The organism is Amycolatopsis sp. NPDC051128 (genome assembly GCF_040682715.1).
In the GTDB taxonomy this organism is placed as follows: domain Bacteria; phylum Actinomycetota; class Actinomycetes; order Mycobacteriales; family Pseudonocardiaceae; genus Amycolatopsis.
Genome location: NZ_JBFBBN010000045.1, coordinates 33,669 through 53,411 on the forward strand (window position 1 = coordinate 33,669; position 19,743 = coordinate 53,411).

Here is a 19,743-nt window from a genome sequence, read left to right on the forward strand (position 1 = left end):
CGGACCAGAAAGAAGGCACACCATGGGGGCACGATTCACGGGCAAGGTCGTCCTCGTCACCGGCGGCGGCTCGGGCATCGGGCGGGCGACGGCGCGGGCGTTCGCCACCGAAGGCGCGACCGTGGTCGTCGCGGGGCGCGACGAGCAGCGGCTCGCGTCGACAGTGAAGGAAATCGAGGCCGACGGCGGAACGGCGAGCGCGGTCACCGTCGACGTCACCGACTCCGCCGACGTGGCGCGGATGGTCGGGACGGTCGTCGCGCGGCACGGTGGCCTGGACGTCGCGTTCAACAACGCGGGCATCCTCGGCGAGCCGGCGCCGGCCGCGGACCTCGGCGAGGACGGCTTCAACGCCGTCATCGCCACGAACCTCACCGGCACCTGGCTCTGCCTGAAGCACGAGGTCGCGCACATGCGGGCACACGGCGGCGGCGCGATCGTCAACATGGCCTCGAACATCGGTGCGCACGGACGGCTGCCGTACTTGGCGGCCTACGGGGCGTCGAAGGCCGCGGTGAGCGCGCTGACCCGTACGGCGGCGCGCGACCACATCGCCGACGGGGTCCGCATCAACGCCGTCAGCCCGGGCCCGACCGACACGGAGATGTCGCTGCGTCCCGGCGAGACCGCGGCGGACCGGGCCGCGCGGTTGAAGGAAGCGCTTCCGCTGGGCCGGGTGGGCGCCACCGCCGAGGTGGCGGCCGCGGTGCTGTGGCTGGCTTCGGACGAAGCCGCGTTCACCGTCGGTCACGACCTGGTGGTCGACGGCGGCGCGACCGCCTGAGCGGCCCCACCCCGGCCGGCGGGGTTTCAGGATTCACGGTTGCGCATGGTGACGATCCCCTCTCGTGGCTGAGACGGACTGGATGTACGGCGTGGGTCAGGATTCGCGGTTGCGCATGGTGGCGGCCTCCCTTCACTGCTCCGATCGTGTGGTAATCATCGATCGCGGCCGCCCGGTGTGATGGGGTGGACGCGGATCGTCGGATCACCCAGGGGAGTGGCACCGCCTTGAGTATGGACGGCGCCTGCCCGGCCGAGCCCCGGGCAGGCTGGATCCGAGGGGCGCTCCGCCCTGCTCACTGGGCCCTCTGGCAGCAGCGCCGGTCGCTGCTCTGCTACTGCTTCCTCGTCGAGTCGGTGGCACTCGTGGTCACCGTCCGGACCGCCGTGTCGGTGCCCGTGCGGGCGTGGGACCTGGCCGTTTTCGGCGTCCTCGCGGGCCTCGGCGTGCTCCAGGCGGAGCTGGGCCGGCAGATCGAGCGCGTCCGGCGGCTGGTGTCGGACACCCCGCACATCAACCTGACGTCGGTCTGGACGTTCGCCGGGGTGCTGCTCCTGCCACCCGCCCTCGGCGCGGCGCTGGTCGCCGTTCTGTACGTGCACCTGGCGACGCGCAGCCTGTCGCGGATGAAGCGCGTTCCGCCGTTCCGGACCACGCTGAACGCGACGCTGGTCGTCGTCACCTGCTACGCGGCCGACTTCGTGCTGGCACAGTCCGGGGTCGGCGACATGTACGCCGCGCTGACATCGGGCTGGCGCGGCGTCACGGCCATCACGCTCGCCGCGGTGACCTACTTCATGGTCGCGGCGATCACCATCCTCCCGGCGCTGACGATCACGACCCGCTCGGTGAAGGCGTTCTTCGGCGGCCTCGGCGACAACCTCCTCGAAGTCGCGACGCTCTGCCTGGGCATGCTGACGGCGCTGACCCTGGCGACGCTGCCCGCGCTCGCCGTCGCGATCGTCCCGCCGCTGCTGGTGCTGCACCGGGCGGTGCTGATCAAGCAGCTGGAGATCGCCGCGACGACCGACGAGAAGACCGGCCTGTTCAACACGACCGGCTGGCACCTGCTCGCCTCGCGCGAGCTGGCCAGGGCGCAGCGCAGCACGCGGAGCACGTTCGGCGTGCTGATGATCGACCTGGACCACTTCAAGCTGATCAACGACCGGCACGGCCACCTGGCCGGCGACACGGTCCTGCGCGCGGTCGCGGCGACGATCAAGAGCGCGGTCCGGGACTACGACTCGGTCGGCCGCTTCGGCGGCGAGGAGTTCGTGGTCCTGCTGCCCGACATCGGCCCGGCGGCGGTGCTGGCCGTGGCCGAGCGCATCCGCGAGGCGATCGCGGCGCTGCAGGTCGAGTACGAGGACGGCAGCCACGTCCGCGTCATCGGCGCCCTGTCGGCCTCCATCGGCGTGGCGACCTACCCCGACGGCGGCACGGCCGTCGAGCGCCTGCTGCAGGCCGCGGACAAGGCCCTCTACCGGGCCAAGGACGCGGGCCGCAACCAGGTCGTCGACGGCACCGCGACGGCCTGATCCTCCGCCGCGGCACCGAGGGCGCGGCCGCCGTGAAGGCCACCCAGAGTCCTCAAGGTGGCCTTCACGGCTTTGGATGCTGCTGCCGGACCGCTCAGGAAGCCGCGGCCAGCACCGCCTGCTCGACGTCCCGGCGCCAGCCCGGCTCGATGCGGCCGCTGCGGGGCGTCACCCCGAACGAGTCCACCACCGCGCCGCCGAGCGTCGACACCTTGGCCCAGCGGACCTCCGCGCCGCAGCGGCGCAGCGCCCCCGCCACCCGGAACAGCAGGCCGATCCGGTCGGCGGCGCGCAGCTCGAGGACCACCGTGTCGGGGCCGCTCGTCTCGTCGTCGAACCAGAGGACCTTCGGCGCGACCGGGGCCGCGTCGGGTGAGCCGTAGTCGCGCTCCTTCGCCGCCAGTCGCTGGGTGAGCGGGAGGGTGCCCGCGACCGCACGGGCGAACTGCTCGCGCAGCAGCGTCGCGTCCGGCAGGGAACCGAACTTCGGCGACGCCGTGAACACCCCGGCACGCCCGCCGTCGTGGCCGCGCAGGATCGCCGAGTGCACCTCCATCGAGTTGAGCGCCAGCACGCCCGCCGCGGGGGCCAGGAGCTCCGCGCGGGCCGGCACGGCCAGCAGCACCGTGACGACCTTGCCGTGCGAGCTGATCCGGATCTCGCCGTTGCCCGACGCCACGGCCTGGGCGACGAGTTCGCGCTGTTCGTCGTCCATCGGCTCGGGCGCGGTGAACCCCGTCCCGCGCAGGACCTCCTCGCAGCCCGAGACGAGCTCGGCGAGCAGCCGCGCCTTCCAGTCCGTCCAGACGCCGGGCCCGGTGGCCAGCGAATCGGCCTGCGTGAGCGCGTGCAGCAGCTCGACCAGGACGATGTCGTTGTCCAGGGTCTTCACCACCCGCGCCACGGTGGCCGGTTCGCCGATGTCGCGCCGCGTCGCCGTGTGCGGCAGCAGCAGGTGATGGCGCACCATCGCCGACACCGTGGCGGCGTCCGCCGGGCTCAGGCCGAGCCGGGTCGCGACCTGGGCGGAGATCTTGGCGCCCAGTTCCGAGTGGTCGGCGTCGCGGCCCTTGCCGATGTCGTGCAGCAGCGCGCCGATCAGCAGCAGGTCCGGCCGCGGCACCGTGGTGGTCAGCTGGGCCGCCTCGACGCAGGTGCGCACGAGGTGCCGGTCGACCGTCCACTGGTGCACCGGCGAGCGCGGCGGCAGGTCCCGGACCGCGCCCCACTCCGGGAACAGCCGTGCCCAGAGCCCGGTCCGGTCGAGCGACTCGACCGCGTCGACCATGCCCTCCCCCGCGCCCAGCAGCTCCACCAAGGCGTTCAGCGCCTCGGCCGGCCACGGCGCGCGCAGCTCCGGCGCCGATTCGGCCAGCGCCTTGAGGGTGCCGAGCGCGATCGGCTTGCCGGTGCGCGCCGACGCGGCGGCGACCCGCAGCAGCAGCGCCGGGTCCTTCGCCGGGACGGCGTCGCGGGCCAGCGCGACCTCGTTCCCGTGCAGCACCACGCCTTCGGCGAGCGGCGTCCGGGCCGGGCGCCGTCCGAAGCGTGGCTTCGGCGGCTCCACAGTGGACCGGAGCGCGACGTCGAGCGCGTACGCGATCGTGCGGCCCGCACCGGAAAGCTTGCGGGCCAAGGTGAACCGGTCGCCGAACCCCAGCTCGGCGGCTACCAGCTCGGCCTCCGGCGCGGACAGGACGTCGCGTTCACGCCGGATCTCACGCCGCAGCTCGGTGCGGACGTCGAGCAGGAGTTCCTTCGCTTCCAGGAGTTCTTCGCCCGGGCGCGCGGTGAGCTGCGCCGCGGCCAGTGCTTCCAGGACGCCGAAGTCCCGCAGCCCGCCCCGGCCGTGCTTGAGGTCCGGTTCGGCGGACTGCGCGATCTCCCCGCTGCGGGCCCAGCGTTGCCGGACCGACGCGGTCATGTCGGGGATCTGCTTGCGCGCGGTGCGGCGCCACTGGTCCCGCGCCGCGGTGACCAGCCGGCCCGTCAGCTCGGCGTCGCCGGCGAGGTGCCGGGCGTCGAGCAGGCCCATGGCGGTCCGAAGGTCCTCCGAAGCGACCTTCAGCGCTTCGCCGGGCGTCCGGACCGAGTGGTCGAGCCCGATTTTCGCGTCCCACAAGGGATACCAGAGCGCGTCCGCGATCTCCCCGACGCCGCTGTTGCCGTTGTGCACCAGCAGCAGGTCGAGATCGGAGAACGGCACCAGCTCCCGCCGGCCGAGCCCGCCCACGGCGACCAGCGCGACACCCGGTTCCGCGGTGTCGACGCCGGCCGCCGAGGCTCCCCTGCCCAGCCAGAATTCGTAAAGGTCGACCAGGGCCGCCCGCAGTGCGGACGCCCCCAGCCTCCCGTGCCTGCCCTCGAGCAATCGCTCGGTGGCCTTGACCAGTTCGCCCCCGTCGGCCATCCCGTCGCCTTACAAGGCGTCCGTGCCGCGCTCGCCGGTCCTCACCCGGATGACCGTCTCGACGGGCGTCACCCACAGCTTCCCGTCGCCGATCTTGCCGGTGTGCGCGGCCGTGGTGATGGCGTCGAGCACCTTCTCCACGTTGGTGTCGTCGGTGACGACCTCGATCTTCAGCTTGGCCACGAAGTCGACCGAGTACTCGGCACCGCGGTAGACCTCGGTGTGGCCCTTCTGCCGGCCGTAGCCCTGGACCTCGCTGACCGTCATGCCGAGCACGCCGAGCTGCTCCAGCGCGGAGCGGACGTCGTCGAGCGTGAACGGCTTCACAATCGCCGTGATGAGCTTCATGCCTTGCTCTCCTCGAGTTTCGCGTGGCCGGTGGCGGACTTGACCGGGATCGTCGTCGGCTGGCCGATGCCGCCGCTGGACCCGGTGAAGTCGTACGCGCTTTCCGCGTGCTGGGCCTCGTCGATACCGCTGATCTCGTCCTCGGCGCTGACGCGGAAGCCGCCGGCCTTCTTGATCACGAAGCCGATGATGAAGGACAGGACGAACGAGTACGCGAGCACCGCACCGGCCGCCGCGGCCTGACGACCCAGCTGGGTGAACCCACCGCCGTAGAACAGGCCGTCGGCGCCGAGGGAGTTGACGCTGGTGGTGCCGAAGAAGCCGATCAGCAGGGTGCCGACGATGCCGCCGACCAGGTGGACGCCGACGACGTCGAGCGAGTCGTCGAAGCCGAACCGGTACTTGAGGGAGACGGCCAGCGCGCAGACCGCACCGGCGATGACACCGATCGCGATGGCACCGAGCGGGCTCACGTAACCACACGCCGGGGTGACCGCGACCAGGCCGGCGACCGCGCCGGAGGCGGCGCCGAGGGTGGTCGGCTTGCCGAACTTGAGCTGCTCGACCAGCAGCCAGCCGAGCACGGCGGCGGCGGTGGCGACGGTCGTGTTGGTGAAGGCGACCGCGGCGAGGTCGTTGGCGGCCAGCGCCGAACCCGCGTTGAAGCCGTACCAGCCGAACCACAGCAGCGAGGCGCCGAGCAGCACGAACGGCACGTTGTGCGGACGGCCGGTGTCCTTCGGCCAGCCCTTGCGCTTGCCGAGCACGATCGCCAGCGCCAGGCCCGCGGCACCGGCGTTGATGTGGACCGCGGTACCACCGGCGAAGTCGAGCGCCTTGAGGTTGTTGGCGATCCAGCCGCCGACCGCGTCGGCGCCGATGAAGCCGTTGAACGAGAACACCCAGTGCGCGACCGGGAAGTACACGACCGTCACCCAGATGCCGACGAACAGCGTCCAGCCCCAGAACTTCGCGCGGTCGGCGATCGCGCCGGAGATCAGCGCCGGCGTGATGATCGCGAACATCAGCTGGAACATCACGAACGCGAGCACCGGCAGCCCGTCGGCGCCCGGCCAGGCGACTTCGGGTGACGTGCTGGTGGCGGCCGTGACGAAGCCCGCGAGCTTGCCGACGGTGTCCTTCAGCCCGACGAGGTCGAAGTTACCGACGAGGCCGCCGAAGGCGTCGTTGGAGAAGGACATCGAGAAGCCGTAAAGCGCCCACAACACCCCCACTACGGCCAGCGCGATGAAGTTCATCATCAGCATGTTCAAGACGCTCTTCGCGCGGACCATGCCGCCATAGAAGAACGCCAGTCCTGGGGTCATGAGCATGACCAGCGCGGCGCTGGCCAGTACCCATGCGGTGTCTCCTGCGTTCAGCACATCGTCCTCCCGTGCCCTGGGTTGGTGCGATGGCAGTTTTGGCTCGCGGTGTTTCACGGGGCGGCTCGCCAGGTTTCGCCCACGTGAACTGTCCGCGCCCGGTTGTTACGGCCAGGTTTCCGGAGACCCGTGGTGGAGTGTCCGGTTGCGAAACGTCGTGGTCGAATATCCCCATGGCCCCTGACGACCACGGGAATGACCCACTGCCACCCCGGGTCGTGGACGCGTTGCGATGTTCGGTGTGCGGTGACCCGATCGGCGCAACCGGGCGCACGCTGCGTTGCGGAAACCGCCACTCTTTCGATTTAGCGCGCCAGGGTTACGTGAACTTGTTGCACGCGCGAATCCCCTCCGGGACGGCGGACACCGCACCGATGGTCGCGGCGCGCGCCGGCTTCCTGGCGTCGGGCGCCTACCGGCCGCTCGCCGACGAGCTGGCGCGGGTGTGCGCGAAGGCCGGCGGTCTCGTGGTCGACGCCGGCGCCGGCACGGGCTACTACCTGGCGCACGTGCTGGACGCCGCGCCCGACGCGACCGGGCTCGCCCTGGACGTCTCGGCGATGGCGCTGCGGCGCGCGGCCCGGGCCCACCCCCGCCTGGGCGCGGCGGTGTGGAACCTGTGGGAGCCGTGGCCGCTGGGCGACGAGGTGGCATCGGTCCTGCTGAACGTCTTCGCGCCGCGCAACGGACCGGAGTTCCACCGCGTCCTGCGGCCCGGCGGCCTGCTGGTGGTCGCCGGCCCGGCCCCCGACCACCTCCACGAGCTGGGCGACCTCGTGCTGGCCGTCGACGAGCGCAAGGACGAACGCCTCGACAGCACCCTCGGCGAGTACTTCGCCCGCACCGGCCGCACGGAGGTCCGCCACACCGCGGAGTTCTCGCCTCAGCAGGTGCGCCAGGCGGTGGAGATGGGCCCCGCCGCGTTCCACCTCGACCGCGGCGGTCGCCGGGAACGCCTGGACGCGCTGACGGAACCCCAGGTCGTCACGGTGTCGTTCACCGTCTCCACCTACCGGCGGCGGTGACCGGTTTCCGAAGGCCTGGCGGCACGTCTGGAAGGCTGGGAGCGTGAAGCCCGACTGGACCGCCCCCGCGACCCTGCTCGCGGACGCGGAGTGGGTGGGAGCCCGCATCGGCGGCGCGGCGAAGCTCTACGGCTGCGCCCGGCCGGAGGTGCTCGGCACGATCTGGTGGTACTCGCTCTCGTCGGTGCTGGTGGCCCCCGCCCTCGACGGCCTGGTCGCCGGGACGCCGGCCGACCCGTCGCTGGACGCCACGGAGCTCGACCTCATGGCCGACGGCCGGTTCCTCGGCGCCCGGTCGACCCGGCTCCTCGACGGCGGGCTGCCCGAGCTGGGCGCCGCGTTCGCCGGCGCCCTCGGCACGGCGATCACGACGATCGCCGCGGTCACCGGGGCCCGCGAACGCGCGCTGGGCGCGATCGCGACCGACTCGATCGGCAACCGGCTGTTGTGGACGCCGGACCCCGGGCGGGCGATGGCGCTGGCCGAACCCCTGGTGGCCGCGATCGGCCTGAGCCTGCCGAAACCCCGGTTCGTGCGCGTCGGCCGCACACCCGCCGTACGCCGTGCCTCGTGCTGCCTGATCTACGAAGTGGGCAACCCGAAGTGTGTGAGCTGCCCGCGCCAGACGCCGTCCGAGCGTGAAGCCCGCCTGCGCGCCGCCTTGGGTTAGTCGAGGACGGCGAGCTCCAGCCCGCGCAGCCGCTCCGGGTCGGCGATGACCTCGATGCCGGTGATCCGGTCGCCGTCGACGCGGAACGCCAGGACGACCGCCAGCCGTCCCTCCCGCACCATGAGCAGGCCGGGTGCGCCGTCGACGAGGGCCAGTTCGCTGGCGCGGGCCCGTTCGGAGGCCAGCAGCGCGCCCTGGCGCACGCTTTCGACGCCGCGCAGCACGACCGGCGCCGGGCCCGGCCCGACAAACCGGTCGGCGTGCAGCACCACGTCCGGGTCGAGCAGGGTGAGCAGCGCTTCGAAGTCCCCGCCCCGGGACGCGGCCAGGAAGGCCTCGACGACCTTGCGCCGCCGAGACAGGTCCGCGTCCGCCGCGGCGCCGCCCTTGACCCGGCGACGGGCGCGGCTCGCGAGCTGCCGCGTGGCGGCCGGGGTCTTGCCGACCATCGGCGCGATCTCGTCGAAGGGCACCGCGAACATGTCGTGCAACACGAACGCGACCCGCTCGGCCGGCCCCAGCGCGTCGAGGACCACCAGCAGCGCCAGCCCGACCGAGTCGGCCAGCTCCGCCTCCTGCCCGGGGTCCCGGCGGTCCTCACCCGGCTCGGGCTGCCCGTCCAGCGGCTCCTCGCGGTGGTTGCGTCGCGTGCGCAGCAGGGACAGGCACACCCGGGCGACCACGGTCGTCAGCCAGGCGCCGACGTTCTCGATCTCGCCCGTGCCGGTGCGGTGGAACCGCAGCCAGGCCTCCTGGACGGCGTCGTCGGCCTCGCTCGCCGAACCGAGCATCCGGTAGGCGACCGCGCGCAGCCGCGGCCGCTCCTGTTCGAACCGCTCGGTCAGCGCGTCCACGGTGTCCTGTTCCTCTCGTCCGGGCTCGGAGCAGTAGACCCCGCGGCGGCAGGCGATGTGACCGGAACGGGAGTGATCTCAGTCATCCCGGCGGTCCGGCACGGCCGCGGCCGCCCGGCGCAGCGCCCCGGCCAGCAGCGCCACGGGTTCGGCCACCGGACCCGGGAGCCGCGCCAGCACCACGCGCCGCCGCTCGGACGGGCCGCCGCGCACCGCCAGCACCCGCACGCCCGGCGGAACCGCCTCGGCCAGCGAAGCAGGCAACGTCGTCACCCCGCAGCCCGCGGCGACCAGGTTCAGCTTGGCCAGCCAGTCGCGGGCGGTGTGGGCGATCTCGGGCCGCTCGTCGAGCCCGGGCCACACGCCCATCAGCGTGGCCTCCCCCGCCGACGGCCCGGCGATCCAGCGCTGCCCGCGCAGGTCCGCGACGTCGATCGCCCCGGCGCCGGCCAGCGGGTGGCCCGCCGGTACCGCGAGGCAGAGGCTGCGCTCGGCGAGCGTCTCCAGGCGCAACGCCGGCGTCTCGGTGTCCGGTGGCCGGAACGGCGGGGCCGAGCCGAGCACGGCCAGGTCGACCGTGCCCGCGCGCAGCGTCCGGACGAGAACCGGCGTCGTGCCCTCCCGGGTGATGACAGTGACCGCGGGGTGCGTGCGCCGCAGCTCGGCGACGGCGCGCGGCACGAGCACCGCGCCCGCGCTGGGGAACCAGCCCAGGCGCACCGTGCCGGCGTCGGCGGGCAGCCCGGCCAGTTCGCGCCCGGCCGCGTCGATCTCGTCGAGCACCGCGATGGCGCGCCGCAGCACGACGTTCCCGGCGGCGGTGAGGCGCACGCCGTCGGGCCGTCGTTCCAGCACCGGCGTCCCGGCCACCCGCTCGAGCGCCGCGATCTGGCGCGACACCGCGGACTGCGTGTAGCCCAGCGCCGCCGCGGCCGCGGTGAGCGTGCCGCGCTCGGCAACCTCGCGGAACACGCGCAGGGCCACGAGGGAGACGTCACCGAAGTCCATGACGTTCACGCATACCAGGGTTGCCGGATTCTCGCTTTTCGCATGAGCGCGGCGGACCTAGCGTGCAGGTATGACACGCACCGCCGTGGTGACCGGGGCCAACCAGGGCCTCGGCTTCGCCCTCGCCCGGGGTCTCGCGACCCGGCTGGCTTCCGACGACCTCGTCCTGCTCACCGGCCGCGACGCCGGCCGGGTGGCGGCCGCCGCCGACCGCCTCGCCGCCGATCCGGCGACGCGCAGCCGGGTCGAAGACCGCGTCCTCGACGTCTCCGACGCCGGCGCCGTCGCCCACTTTGTTGAATGTCTCGGCGCCGTGGACATCGTGCTCTCCAACGCCATCGGCCCGCTCGACCCGGGCCGCCCGCAGAGCGAGCAGGCCGACGTCTTCCTCGACATCGCCAACGGCGGCACCCACGCGGTGCTCCGGTCGTTCGGCCCCGTCCTCCGGCCGGGCGGGCGGCTGATCGTCGTCGCCAGCTCCCTGGGCACCCTCGGCCACCTGCCCGAGGCGCTGCGGCCGCGCTTCGACGGCGTCCCTCTCGACGACGTCGAGAAGGCCGTCGAGGACTGGCGCTCGGCGATCCACGCCGGCACGGCCCGGGCGGAGGGCTGGCCGGACTGGATCAACGTGCCGTCGAAGGTCGCGCAGGTCGCCGCCGTGCGCGCGGTGGCCGCCGAGCGCCGGGAGCGCGACCTCGCCGACGGCACCCTGGTCGCCGCGGTCTGCCCCGGCTTGGTCGACACCCGCGCGTCACGGCCGTGGTTCACCGACTTCAGCCAGGCCCAGACCCCGGACCAGGCCGCACGCGCGGTGCTGGCCCTGGTGTTCGCGGATCTCGACCCGGCGACCTACGGCGAACTGGTCCGCTTCGGCCGCGTGCTGCCCTGGACCGGTGGCAGCCCGAGCCGCCACGAAGACCTGATCGGTTAGCCGTGCACCGCCCGCCTCGGCTCGTACCACGTCTCGCCGACCGGCTCCGCCGCCATGTTCCAGCTCCACGAAATCCGCGGCGTGATCCGTGAGTACAGCCCCGGCCCGACCATGCCGGTGCGCTCCACGGGTTCGTCCGCGACGCCGTACACCCGGATCGCCCGCGCGATGAACGGCTGCATCGACACCAGGTCGTCGACCAGCAGGGCGACCTTGTGGCGGCCGGCGGCGACGTTGCGGAACTTGCGCGTCGCCGCCACCGCCGCGCCGACGCCGCCGACCCAGAAGTACTCGCCGTCGTACTCGAAAGCGAGCGGAACGACGTCCGGCTGCTCACCCGCGCCGAGCGTGGCGACACGCGCGAGCGGTTGTGAACGCAGATAGCCGATCTCTTCGGCCGTGAATGCCATGGCGACTCCTTCGTGACCCGGATGCACCGGTTACACGAACGCGCGGTGTCCCGATCGACAGCTCAGAGCACGCAGAATTCGTTGCCCTCCGGGTCCGCCATGAGGACGTGGTCCGGGCGGCCGTCCAGCTCGTACTCCCGCAGGGCCGTCGCGCCCGCCGCGGTGAGCCGGGCGACCGCTTCGACGACCCGCTCCCAGCGCATCTCCCACGCGACCTCCCGGCCGCCGCCGGCCTGGACGTCCAGGTGGAGGCGGTTCTTCACGACCTTGGCCTCGGGCACCTTGAGGAAGCTCAGGCTCGGCAGGACGCCCTCCGGGTCGCTCAGGTACGCGCCGTCGTCCCACTCCTCCTCGGGCACGCTGTGCTCCGCGAACCAGGTTTCCCAGCTCGCGAACCCCGGGGGTGGCGGCCGCTCGATGTAGCCGAGGGCCACCGCCCAGAACCTCGCCAGCACGCGGGGCTCCGCGCAGTCGATCGTCAGGCTCCACCGCACCGTCACGGACGAAGCGTAGCCGCGAGAAGCGCCACCGCGCCCTTCGCGACGGCGATTCCCCGCGCCGCGACGTGGTTTTCGTTCAGCGCGGCCGCCGGATCCGACACCATGACGCTCGTGACCAGTGAGCGGCCGTCCGCCGTGCGCGCCAGGTAGTTCAGGGTCAGCACGCCAGGTTCGCTGCCGCCCTTGAACCACACCTCCGGGAACTTCGCCCGGTCCAGACCCAGCCCGCCGTCGTTCAGGGACAGCGCGTGTCCGATCTCCGGCTGCTTTTCCTTTCGCAGTCCCGAAAAAGCCCGGCAGATGTCGTCCGGCGAACCGAACCACTCGATTTCGTCGATCTTTTCCGGCGTCGGCCAGCCGGTGAGCCCGGTGAGCGGAAGCCGTTCCAGCCCGGCGACCGCGGCAGGCCGCGCCCAGCGGGGCAGCGCCAGGTAGGCGTCGGTGCGGGCCGGGTACTGCGTGGCTTTGAGCTCGAAGAACGCCTTGGTGGTCAGGAACGGGATGGTCGCCGCCGGCCGCTGGTTGCCGAACGCGCCGAGCTGCCGCTGCACGGCGTCCCGGCCGAGCCGGTGGATCAGGTGGTCGGTGGCGGTGTTGTCGCTGATCGAAATCATCTTGTCGGCGTAGGCCGACAGCGGAAGCCGTGTCCCGGCCGGCTCGTTCTGCAGCACCCCGGACGGCAGGCTCTTCCAGTCGTCGCGGATCGCCAGCTGCTCGCTCCACGACGCCTTGTGTTCGGCGACCGCCTTGCCGAGCGCGCCCAGGACGTAGAGCTTGAACGCCGACCCCAAGGGCCGCTGCACGTCGTCGCGCACACCGTGCACGTCACGGCAGCGCCCGTCCGGGAGGATCTCCGACGCGCCGAACGACACCCGCGCGCCGAGCGCCGCGAGCTGGGCGTCGACCTCCGGCCACGACGCCGGCACCGGGTCGTCCGGGGTGGCCCGTAACGCGTCGATCAGCCCGGCCTGGTCAACGTGCAGGTTCAGCAGGTAGTCGTCGACGGTGCCGTGCACCGCGGCTTCGACATGGTCCGGCGCCGCCGTGATGAGCCGTTTCACCTCGATCCGGCCGAGCCCGGTGAGCGCGGCGTTGACGCCCGCCGTGCCCCCGGCCGCGGTCACGAGGACCTGCGCGATGTGCTGCCGTACCTCCCCATCGGACACCGGGACGCGTCCGGTCGCGTCGACCACCCACTCGAGCTGCTGCTTCGCCGTGGGCACTTCGGCGGCGTCGGCGGCCGGGGCCACCAGCGGTGCCAACACCGCCAACACGCCTGCTATCGCTGCCTTCATCGTTCCCCCTTGCTGTTTCATCGTTCCCCCCTTGCTCCGGCTACTCCTCCGGCGGCCGGATCCACAACCCGGCCACCTGTCCGTCCTCGCGGTAGGTCACCAGCACGGTCCGCTCCCCCGCCTCGAAGGACAAAGGCATGTGGACGACGGTGTAGTCGCCCGTGGACCGCGCGTACGGCTCGCCCATCCGCTCGTAGTGCCCGACCGATCCGGCCACCTGGGCCCAGGCGAGCCGCAGCTCGTCCTCGCCGACCGCCTCGCGCATGCGGTCGTCGAAGTCACGGCGCACCTCGTGCCACTGGCACCCGACGAGCTCCGCCACGAGCTCCTCGGCGCGATGGATCGCGTCCGGCAGCTTCAGCTCCGCCATGGACGTGCCCGTCGCCGGATCGACCGGCCGGCCGAACCGCTGGAAGGCGGCCTGCCGGCTGGTCCCCAGCAAGTCACCGAGTTCCTGCCAGGTGTGCCCGGCCGCCCTGGCCGCGTCCACGGAGTCCCGCAGTGTCGCTTCGGCGTCACGGACTCTTCGCAACGCTTCGGTGACCGCTGCCAGCGGCTCGCCCGGCATGCCGTCAAGAGTGGATTGACGCGGCCGGGTTGTCAAGTCGTTCTTTACGTGCGCTCGCTGACGGCGGGCGGCACTCCGGCAAGTGGCGTCGCAGTACTGGCGATTCCGGCCAGCTCCGCGCCGAGGTGGCAGCGGCTTGCCGCACACAGCACAATTCATGCTTTCGAGTGTAGCGCACGGAATTCTATTTCGTGCTAAGCTCGGCAGCACGAAATGGCCTCGCCCACGACCTGAGAGGCGTGGCCAACCGAAGGGGAGGACGGTTACGGTGAGAACCGATGAGTGAACGCAGCTGGGGATTCCGCACCCGCGCCCTGCACGCGGGCGGCACCCCCGATCCGGCGACCGGCGCCCGCGCCGTGCCGATCTACCAGACGACGAGCTTCGTGTTCGAGGACACGGCCGACGCGGCGAACCTGTTCGCGCTGCAGAAGTACGGGAACGTCTACAGCCGCATCGGGAACCCGACCGTGGCCGCGTTCGAGGAGCGGATCGCCAGCCTCGAAGGCGCCATCGGCGGTGTCGCCACCGCCAGCGGGCAGGCCGCGGAGTTCCTCACCTTCAGCGCGCTCACCGAGGCGGGCGACCACATCGTGTCCGCGAGCGGCCTCTACGGCGGCACGGTCACCCAGCTCACCGGCACGCTCCGGCGGTTCGGCGTGGAGACGACGTTCGTCAGCGGCGGCCTCGACGACTACGCGGCGGCGATCACCGACCGGACCCGGCTGCTCTACACCGAGGTGATCGGCAACCCGGCCGGCGGCATCGCCGACCTCGCGGCGTTGGCGGACCTGGCGCACGCCCACGACATCCCGCTGGTGGTCGACGCGACGCTGGCGACGCCGTACCTGTGCCGCCCGATCGAGCACGGGGCCGACATCGTGCTGCACTCGGCGACGAAGTTCCTCGGCGGCCACGGGACGACGCTCGGCGGGATCGTCGTCGAATCCGGGAAGTTCGACTGGGGCAACGGGAAGTTTCCGCGGATGACCGAGCCCGTCGACAGCTACGGCGGCCTCCGGTACTGGGAGAACTTCGGCGAGTACGCGTTCTGCACCCGGCTGCGCGCCGAGCAGCTGCGGGACATCGGCGCGGCCCTTTCGCCCCACTCGGCTTTCCTGCTGTTGCAAGGCGTCGAGACGCTCCCCCAGCGGATGGACGCGCACGTGGCAGGAGCGCGGGCGGTCGCCGAGCACCTCGAAGCGGATCCTCGCGTGGCCTGGGTGTCGTACGCCGGGCTGCCATCGCACCCGCACCACGACCTGGCGGAGAAGTACCTGCCCGCGGGGCCGGGCGCGGTGTTCTCGTTCGGCATCGACGGCGGGCGGGCCGCGGGCGAGAGGTTCGTCGAATCGGTGGAGCTGCTGTCGCACCTGGCGAACGTCGGGGACGCGCGGACCCTCGTCATCCACCCGGCGTCGACGACGCACGCGCAGCTGTCGGAGGACCAGCTCGCCGCCGCGGGGGTCGGCCCCGACCTGGTCCGGCTGTCGGTCGGACTGGAGGACGTCGACGACATCCTCTGGGATCTCGACCAGGCACTGGGCAAAGCGGTGGCCGGATGACGTACGCGGCCGGCGCCGTCGAGCGGCGCGCGATCCTGAACCGGACGAAGTCGGTGACGCTGGTGGGCGCGTCCGCCAACCCGGCGCGGCCCAGCTACTTCGTCGCGACGTACCTGCTGTCGTCGACGCGCTACGAGGTCAACTTCGTCAACCCGCGCCTGGACACGCTGTTCGGGAAGCCGGTGTACGCCTCGCTCAAGGACCTGCCGGGCGAGCCGGACCTGGTCAGCGTGTTCCGGAAGCACGACGACCTGCCGCAGGTGGCCGACGAGGTGATCGACGCCGGCGCGCGGACGCTGTGGCTGCAGCTCGGGTTGTGGCACGAGCCGGTGGCCGACCGGGCGCGGGAGGCCGGGCTGGATGTCGTGATGAACCGGTGCGTGAAGATCGAGCACGCGCGCTTCGCCGGCGGGCTGCACCTGGCCGGGTTCAACACCGGCGTGATCAGTTCCCGGCGGCAGTCGGCACCCTGAGGATCGGCGCCCGGAGGAAGAGACCGGCCGTTCCCGCTGTTGGCCCGGATATGACCTTGGGCATCACGTTTTCCGGCGGCCCGACCGCCCTGCTGGAACTGGGCGGCGTCCGGCTGCTCACCGACCCGACCTTCGACGCGCCCGGCGACCACCCCGTCGGCTCCCGCGTGCTGGTCAAGACCGAGGACTCGGCGCTGACCGAGGACGCCGTCGGCGTGGTCGACGCCGTGCTGCTGTCCCACGACCAGCACCCCGACAATCTGGACGACGGCGGCCGCGGCTACCTGGCGTCGGTGCCGCTGACCCTGGTCACACCCAGCGGAGCCGAGCGGCTCGGCGGGACGGCGCGGGGCCTGAAGCCGTGGGAGGAGACGCGCGTCGGCCCGCTCACCGTCACCGCCGTCCCGGCGTTGCACGGGCCGGAAGGCGCCGAGCAGCTCACCGGAGAGGTCACCGGGTTCGTGCTGAGCGGCGACGGCCTGCCGACGGTGTACGTGAGCGGCGACAACGCGTCGGTCGACCTGGTGCGGGAGATCGCGTCGCGGTTCAGCATCGACGTCGCGGTGCTCTTCGCCGGTGCCGCCCGCACAGTGCTCTTCGACGGCGCTCCCCTGACGCTGACCAGCGCGAACGCCGTCGAAGCGGCGAAGGTGCTCGGCGCGGCGAAGGTCGTCCCGCTGCACTTCCGCGGCTGGCAGCACTTCAGCGAGGGCCCGGACGTCCTGCGCGAGGAGTTCGAGGCGGCCGGCCTCGCCGACCGGCTCGTGCTGCTCGAACCCGGGGAGCGCGCGGAGGTCTGACGCGGCTTCGTGAGAGGCTGGCGGCATGGCCAAGCCGACCCCGCTGCAGTTCCGGAACATCCTCGTCGCCGTCCTGGCGGCGGCGGGCTTCGTCTGGAGCATCGTGGCCGGCCTGCCGTGGTGGGTCAGCGCGATCGTCGGCTGCGCGTGCGTCCTGTCGCTGGCCTCGGCCTACCTCAACCGCCCCGACGCGAACTAACGCGTCTTCGCGAAGCGGGCCTTCAGGTTGGCGCGGCCCGCGTCGGTGAGGCCGCCGAACAGGCGCAGCCTGGCCAGCCCGCCGTCCGGGTAGATGTCCAAGCGGGCCTCGGTGACCTCCGGGCCGTCCTTCAGGGCGAAGCGGTGACGAGTGTCCGGCTGCAGGCGGGTCTTCGGCAGCAGGTCGACCCATTCGCCGTAGGTGCCGCGGCCGCTGATCGACGCCCAGCCGGGCGCGTTGCCCTTGAGGTTGCTCGTGTCCAGCTCGGCGAACCGGACGACGCCCGCGCCGGCCAGGCGCAGCGTCACCCAGTCGTTGCCGTCGTCGCGGCGGCGGGCCGTCTCCCAGCCTTCGGCCTGGTGCGCGGCCAAGCCGGGCGACAGCAGGTTGCCGGGCGACGAATAGAACTTGTTGCTGCACCCGGTGACCACGGCGCCGTTCTCCAGGGCCGCCAGGTCGAGCGCGTCCAGGTCGAGCAGCTCCGGGTCCGGGATCGGGGCGCCGTGCACGCGCAGGCGGGCCACGCCGCCGTCCGGGTGCTGGGTGAGCCGGACGTGCGTGTACCGCCGCGAACCCATGACCGTGTAGAAGTTTTCCGTGTGACCGGCCGCCGGGGCGCGGTCGACCAGGACGTCCCAGTCCGCTTCGGACACTTCCGCCGCGCTCGGGTAGCCCGGCACCGAGGCCGCCTCGACCGAGACGAACGGCGGATAGTTGCCCTTGAAGAACGCCGTGTCGACGATGACGCCGGTGACCGTGCCCGCCAGGCCGAGCCGCAGGATCGCCTGGTCGTCGCCCGGTTCGCGGCGGCGGCGGGTCTCCCAGCCGTCGTAGACCTGGCCCTTCGGACCGAACGTCTCGGCGCGGTGCGCCGGGGTCCACGGGTTGACCAGGTTTTCCTTCTCGGCGAACAGCTCGTCGGTCGCCCACATCACGGTCCCCCCGAAGCGGCGGGACGCGAGATCGGGCAGTTCTGTCCACTCCGGACGGTCGGACACGGCAGTCTCCATTTCAGCAGTTCCCCCGGGTCAGCAACGCGCCGCGCGGCTCGTCGCCGGTGATTTCGGTGCCCCGCAACCAGGTGGAGCGCACGACGCCGGCGAGCGGCCGCCGGTCGTAGGCGCTGACCGGGTTGCGGTGCTTCAGTTTCGCGACGTCGACGACGAACGCCTCGTCCGGCGCGAAGACGCAGAAGTCGGCGTCGCGGCCCACCGCCAGGTGCCCCTTGCGGCGCATCCCGGCCTGCGCGGCCGGGCGTTCGGCCATCCAGCGGACGACGTCGGTGAGCGCGAACCCGCGCTGCCGCGCCTGCGTCCAGATCGCCGGGAGGCCGAGCTGCAGGCTGGAAATCCCGCCCCAGGCCTGGCCGAAGTCGCCGCTGTCGAAGCGTTTCAGCTCCGGCGTGCACGGCGAATGGTCGCTGACCACGCAGTCGATCACCCCGTCGGCGAGCCCTTGCCAGAGCAGCTCGCGGTTGGCCGCCTCCCGGATCGGCGGGCAGCACTTGAACTGCGTGGCGCCGTCGCGGATTTCCTCGGCGACGAAGCTGAGGTAGTGCGGGCAGGTCTCGGCCGTCAGGGCCACGCCGTCGCGACGCGCCGAAGCGATCAGCGGCAGCGCGTCCGAAGAGGACAGGTGCAGGATGTGCGCCCGCGCTTCGTTGCGCCGGGCCGCGTCGATGACGTGCGAGATCGCGAGGTTCTCCGCCTGACGCGGCCGTGAGTGCAGAAAGTCGACATAGCGACCTCCGTGCGGCTCGGGTGCTTCGTCGATCTCGTGCGCGTCCTCGGCGTGGACGATCATCAGCGCGTCGAAGGAACTCAGCTCCCGCAACGCTTGGTCGAGCCCGGCCGGGTCGAGCGGCGGGAACTCGTCGACGCCCGAGTGCAGCAGGAAGCACTTGAAGCCGAACACGCCGGCCTCGTGCAGGCCCCGCAGGTCCGCGACGTTGCCCGGGATCGCGCCGCCCCAGAAGCCGACGTCGACGTGCACCCGCCCGGCCGCCGCCCGGCGCTTCACCTCCAGCGCCGCGACGTCGACGGTCGGCGGCAGGCTGTTGAGCGGCATGTCCACGATCGTCGTCACCCCGCCCGCCGCGGCCGCGCGGGTCGCCGTCTCGAAGCCCTCCCACTCGGCGCGGCCGGGATCGTTGACGTGGACGTGCGTGTCGACCAGGCCCGGCAGCAGCACGACGTCGTCACCGAGATCGAGCACGCGGTCCCCGGACAGCCGGGCACCGCCGGGTTCGACCGCGACGATCCGCCCGCCGTCGACGCCGAGGGTCGCCGGAACCTCACCCTCGGCCGTCACGGCCCGGGCCGCGCGCACCACAAGATCCATCCGCAAACCCTTCTTCGGGAGAATTGGCCCACCGCCGGTTTCGCTGCCGATTTCACACTACGGAAAGGCGGTTTCGCACAACGACAGTAACCACGGCGCGCGCCGCTCGTCAACGACGGACGTGGCGCGTTACCGTCATCCTCGTGCGGCTTGAAGCGGAGTTCACCAGCGAACCGTTCCGCGGCGAGGGTTCGCCGCCCGAGCACGCCGTCGCCGCGCGCGACGCCGCCGTGGAAGCCGGGCTGGACACGGATTTCGGGCCGCTCGGCACGCTCGCCCGCGGCGAGGCGAAGGAACTGCTCGAAGCCCTTCCGGCGATCGCGAAGGCGGCACTGGAGGGCGGCGCCACGCGCGTCACGCTGCAACTGCGCCGAGCCGACGCCGAAAGCGCCCCGGCCGTCGAACTGAACGACGCGCTGGCCCGGCTCATCGCCGACGTCGAGCGCGAACTGGGCGCCCGGCTGGGCGAACTCGACCGGCCCGGCAAGCAGCGCGCCGTGCGGCTGCTGCGCGAACGCGGCGCCTTCGGCCTGCGGAAATCCGTCTCATCGGTGGCCGACGCGCTCGGCGTCACGCGGTTCACCGTCTACAACTACCTCAACCGGGAAGCGGACTGACCAGGTCTTTCAACAGAATGTTG

General features: G+C 72.3%; 21 protein-coding genes. 10 read left to right on the forward strand and 11 right to left on the reverse strand.

The window, feature by feature from the left end:
- Nucleotides 1-22 precede the first annotated feature (22 nt).
- Nucleotides 23-784 carry a glucose 1-dehydrogenase gene (locus AB0M82_RS34420; protein WP_364731065.1) on the forward strand — a complete coding sequence of 254 codons (762 nt, stop codon included), beginning with the start codon at nucleotides 23-25 and terminating at the stop codon, nucleotides 782-784.
- Between the two features lie 233 nt (nucleotides 785-1,017).
- Nucleotides 1,018-2,322 carry a GGDEF domain-containing protein gene (locus AB0M82_RS34425; protein ID WP_364731176.1) on the forward strand — a complete coding sequence of 435 codons (1,305 nt, stop codon included), beginning with the start codon at nucleotides 1,018-1,020 and terminating at the stop codon, nucleotides 2,320-2,322.
- Between the two features lie 94 nt (nucleotides 2,323-2,416).
- On the opposite strand, the gene AB0M82_RS34430 is transcribed toward AB0M82_RS34425, so the two are convergent.
- The 3 genes from AB0M82_RS34430 to AB0M82_RS34440 are packed head-to-tail and all read right to left on the reverse strand — an operon-like array spanning nucleotide 2,417 to nucleotide 6,465.
- The gene (locus tag AB0M82_RS34430; protein ID WP_364731067.1) at nucleotides 2,417-4,732 is read right to left on the reverse strand and encodes a [protein-PII] uridylyltransferase; all 2,316 of its coding nucleotides are present in this window, start codon (nucleotides 4,730-4,732) and stop codon (nucleotides 2,417-2,419) included.
- 9 nt (nucleotides 4,733-4,741) lie between these two features.
- Nucleotides 4,742-5,080, reverse strand: coding sequence for a P-II family nitrogen regulator (locus AB0M82_RS34435; RefSeq protein ID WP_093952295.1), 339 nt, complete (start codon nucleotides 5,078-5,080; stop codon nucleotides 4,742-4,744).
- Nucleotides 5,077-6,465, reverse strand: coding sequence for an ammonium transporter (locus AB0M82_RS34440; protein ID WP_364731070.1), 1,389 nt, complete (start codon nucleotides 6,463-6,465; stop codon nucleotides 5,077-5,079). The genes AB0M82_RS34435 and AB0M82_RS34440 overlap by 4 nt, the downstream gene beginning before the upstream one ends.
- Before the next feature lie 173 nt (nucleotides 6,466-6,638).
- Between AB0M82_RS34440 and AB0M82_RS34445 the strand changes: the two genes are divergently transcribed.
- Together AB0M82_RS34445 and AB0M82_RS34450 are read left to right on the forward strand one after the other, a co-directional pair.
- On the forward strand, nucleotides 6,639-7,490 hold the full coding sequence (locus tag AB0M82_RS34445; protein ID WP_364731072.1) for a putative RNA methyltransferase: 852 nt from the start codon (nucleotides 6,639-6,641) through the stop codon (nucleotides 7,488-7,490).
- A gap of 43 nt (nucleotides 7,491-7,533) precedes the next feature.
- On the forward strand, nucleotides 7,534-8,160 hold the full coding sequence (locus AB0M82_RS34450; RefSeq protein WP_364731074.1) for a (2Fe-2S)-binding protein: 627 nt from the start codon (nucleotides 7,534-7,536) through the stop codon (nucleotides 8,158-8,160).
- On the opposite strand, the gene AB0M82_RS34455 is transcribed toward AB0M82_RS34450, so the two are convergent.
- Together AB0M82_RS34455 and AB0M82_RS34460 are read right to left on the reverse strand one after the other, a co-directional pair.
- Nucleotides 8,157-9,014 (reverse strand): sigma-70 family RNA polymerase sigma factor, encoded by an 858-nt coding sequence (locus tag AB0M82_RS34455; protein ID WP_364731076.1) that lies wholly within the window; start codon nucleotides 9,012-9,014, stop codon nucleotides 8,157-8,159. The genes AB0M82_RS34450 and AB0M82_RS34455 overlap by 4 nt on opposite strands.
- Nucleotides 9,015-9,092: 78 nt before the next feature.
- Nucleotides 9,093-10,022, reverse strand: coding sequence for a LysR family transcriptional regulator (locus AB0M82_RS34460; protein ID WP_364731179.1), 930 nt, complete (start codon nucleotides 10,020-10,022; stop codon nucleotides 9,093-9,095).
- A 70-nt stretch (nucleotides 10,023-10,092) separates the two neighbouring features.
- Here AB0M82_RS34460 and AB0M82_RS34465 point away from each other — a divergent pair, with 70 nt between their 5' ends.
- The gene (locus AB0M82_RS34465) at nucleotides 10,093-10,953 is read left to right on the forward strand and encodes an SDR family NAD(P)-dependent oxidoreductase (RefSeq protein ID WP_364731077.1); all 861 of its coding nucleotides are present in this window, start codon (nucleotides 10,093-10,095) and stop codon (nucleotides 10,951-10,953) included.
- On the opposite strand, the gene AB0M82_RS34470 is transcribed toward AB0M82_RS34465, so the two are convergent.
- The 4 genes from AB0M82_RS34470 to AB0M82_RS34485 all read right to left on the reverse strand — a co-directional run bounded on the left by AB0M82_RS34470 (nucleotide 10,950) and on the right by AB0M82_RS34485 (nucleotide 13,726).
- The gene (locus tag AB0M82_RS34470) at nucleotides 10,950-11,363 is read right to left on the reverse strand and encodes a PPOX class F420-dependent oxidoreductase (RefSeq protein WP_364731079.1); all 414 of its coding nucleotides are present in this window, start codon (nucleotides 11,361-11,363) and stop codon (nucleotides 10,950-10,952) included. The genes AB0M82_RS34465 and AB0M82_RS34470 overlap by 4 nt on opposite strands.
- A gap of 62 nt (nucleotides 11,364-11,425) precedes the next feature.
- On the reverse strand, nucleotides 11,426-11,863 hold the full coding sequence (locus AB0M82_RS34475) for a VOC family protein (protein ID WP_364731082.1): 438 nt from the start codon (nucleotides 11,861-11,863) through the stop codon (nucleotides 11,426-11,428).
- On the reverse strand, nucleotides 11,860-13,158 hold the full coding sequence (locus AB0M82_RS34480; RefSeq protein WP_364731085.1) for a serine hydrolase: 1,299 nt from the start codon (nucleotides 13,156-13,158) through the stop codon (nucleotides 11,860-11,862). Before AB0M82_RS34480 ends, AB0M82_RS34475 begins: the two co-directional genes overlap by 4 nt.
- A 40-nt stretch (nucleotides 13,159-13,198) precedes the next feature.
- Nucleotides 13,199-13,726: a DUF3887 domain-containing protein gene (locus AB0M82_RS34485; protein ID WP_364731088.1), complete on the reverse strand. Its 528-nt coding sequence runs from the start codon at nucleotides 13,724-13,726 to the stop codon at nucleotides 13,199-13,201.
- Nucleotides 13,727-14,004: 278 nt separating this feature from the next.
- On the opposite strand from AB0M82_RS34485, the gene AB0M82_RS34490 reads away from it, so the two are divergent.
- The 4 genes from AB0M82_RS34490 to AB0M82_RS34505 are packed head-to-tail and all read left to right on the forward strand — an operon-like array spanning nucleotide 14,005 to nucleotide 16,763.
- Nucleotides 14,005-15,291, forward strand: coding sequence for an O-acetylhomoserine aminocarboxypropyltransferase/cysteine synthase family protein (locus AB0M82_RS34490; protein ID WP_364731091.1), 1,287 nt, complete (start codon nucleotides 14,005-14,007; stop codon nucleotides 15,289-15,291).
- Complete coding sequence (locus AB0M82_RS34495; protein ID WP_364731094.1) at nucleotides 15,288-15,764, forward strand: CoA-binding protein; 477 nt, start codon at nucleotides 15,288-15,290, stop codon at nucleotides 15,762-15,764. The genes AB0M82_RS34490 and AB0M82_RS34495 overlap by 4 nt, the downstream gene beginning before the upstream one ends.
- Before the next feature lie 50 nt (nucleotides 15,765-15,814).
- Entirely contained in the window at nucleotides 15,815-16,564 is a 750-nt protein-coding gene (locus AB0M82_RS34500; protein ID WP_364731097.1) for an MBL fold metallo-hydrolase, read from the forward strand.
- Nucleotides 16,565-16,589: 25 nt separating this feature from the next.
- Nucleotides 16,590-16,763: a hypothetical protein gene (locus AB0M82_RS34505; protein WP_364731099.1), complete on the forward strand. Its 174-nt coding sequence runs from the start codon at nucleotides 16,590-16,592 to the stop codon at nucleotides 16,761-16,763.
- Here AB0M82_RS34505 and alc read toward each other — a convergent pair.
- Together alc and allB are read right to left on the reverse strand one after the other, a co-directional pair.
- Nucleotides 16,760-17,773 (reverse strand): allantoicase, encoded by a 1,014-nt coding sequence (gene alc, locus AB0M82_RS34510; RefSeq protein ID WP_364731102.1) that lies wholly within the window; start codon nucleotides 17,771-17,773, stop codon nucleotides 16,760-16,762. The genes AB0M82_RS34505 and alc overlap by 4 nt on opposite strands.
- A 1-nt stretch (nucleotide 17,774) precedes the next feature.
- Nucleotides 17,775-19,103, reverse strand: a complete 1,329-nt coding sequence (allB, locus tag AB0M82_RS34515; protein WP_364731105.1) for an allantoinase AllB — start codon at nucleotides 19,101-19,103, stop codon at nucleotides 17,775-17,777.
- A gap of 143 nt (nucleotides 19,104-19,246) precedes the next feature.
- Here allB and AB0M82_RS34520 point away from each other — a divergent pair, with 143 nt between their 5' ends.
- Complete coding sequence (locus AB0M82_RS34520) at nucleotides 19,247-19,720, forward strand: helix-turn-helix domain-containing protein (protein WP_364731108.1); 474 nt, start codon at nucleotides 19,247-19,249, stop codon at nucleotides 19,718-19,720.
- Nucleotides 19,721-19,743: the final 23 nt, after the last annotated feature.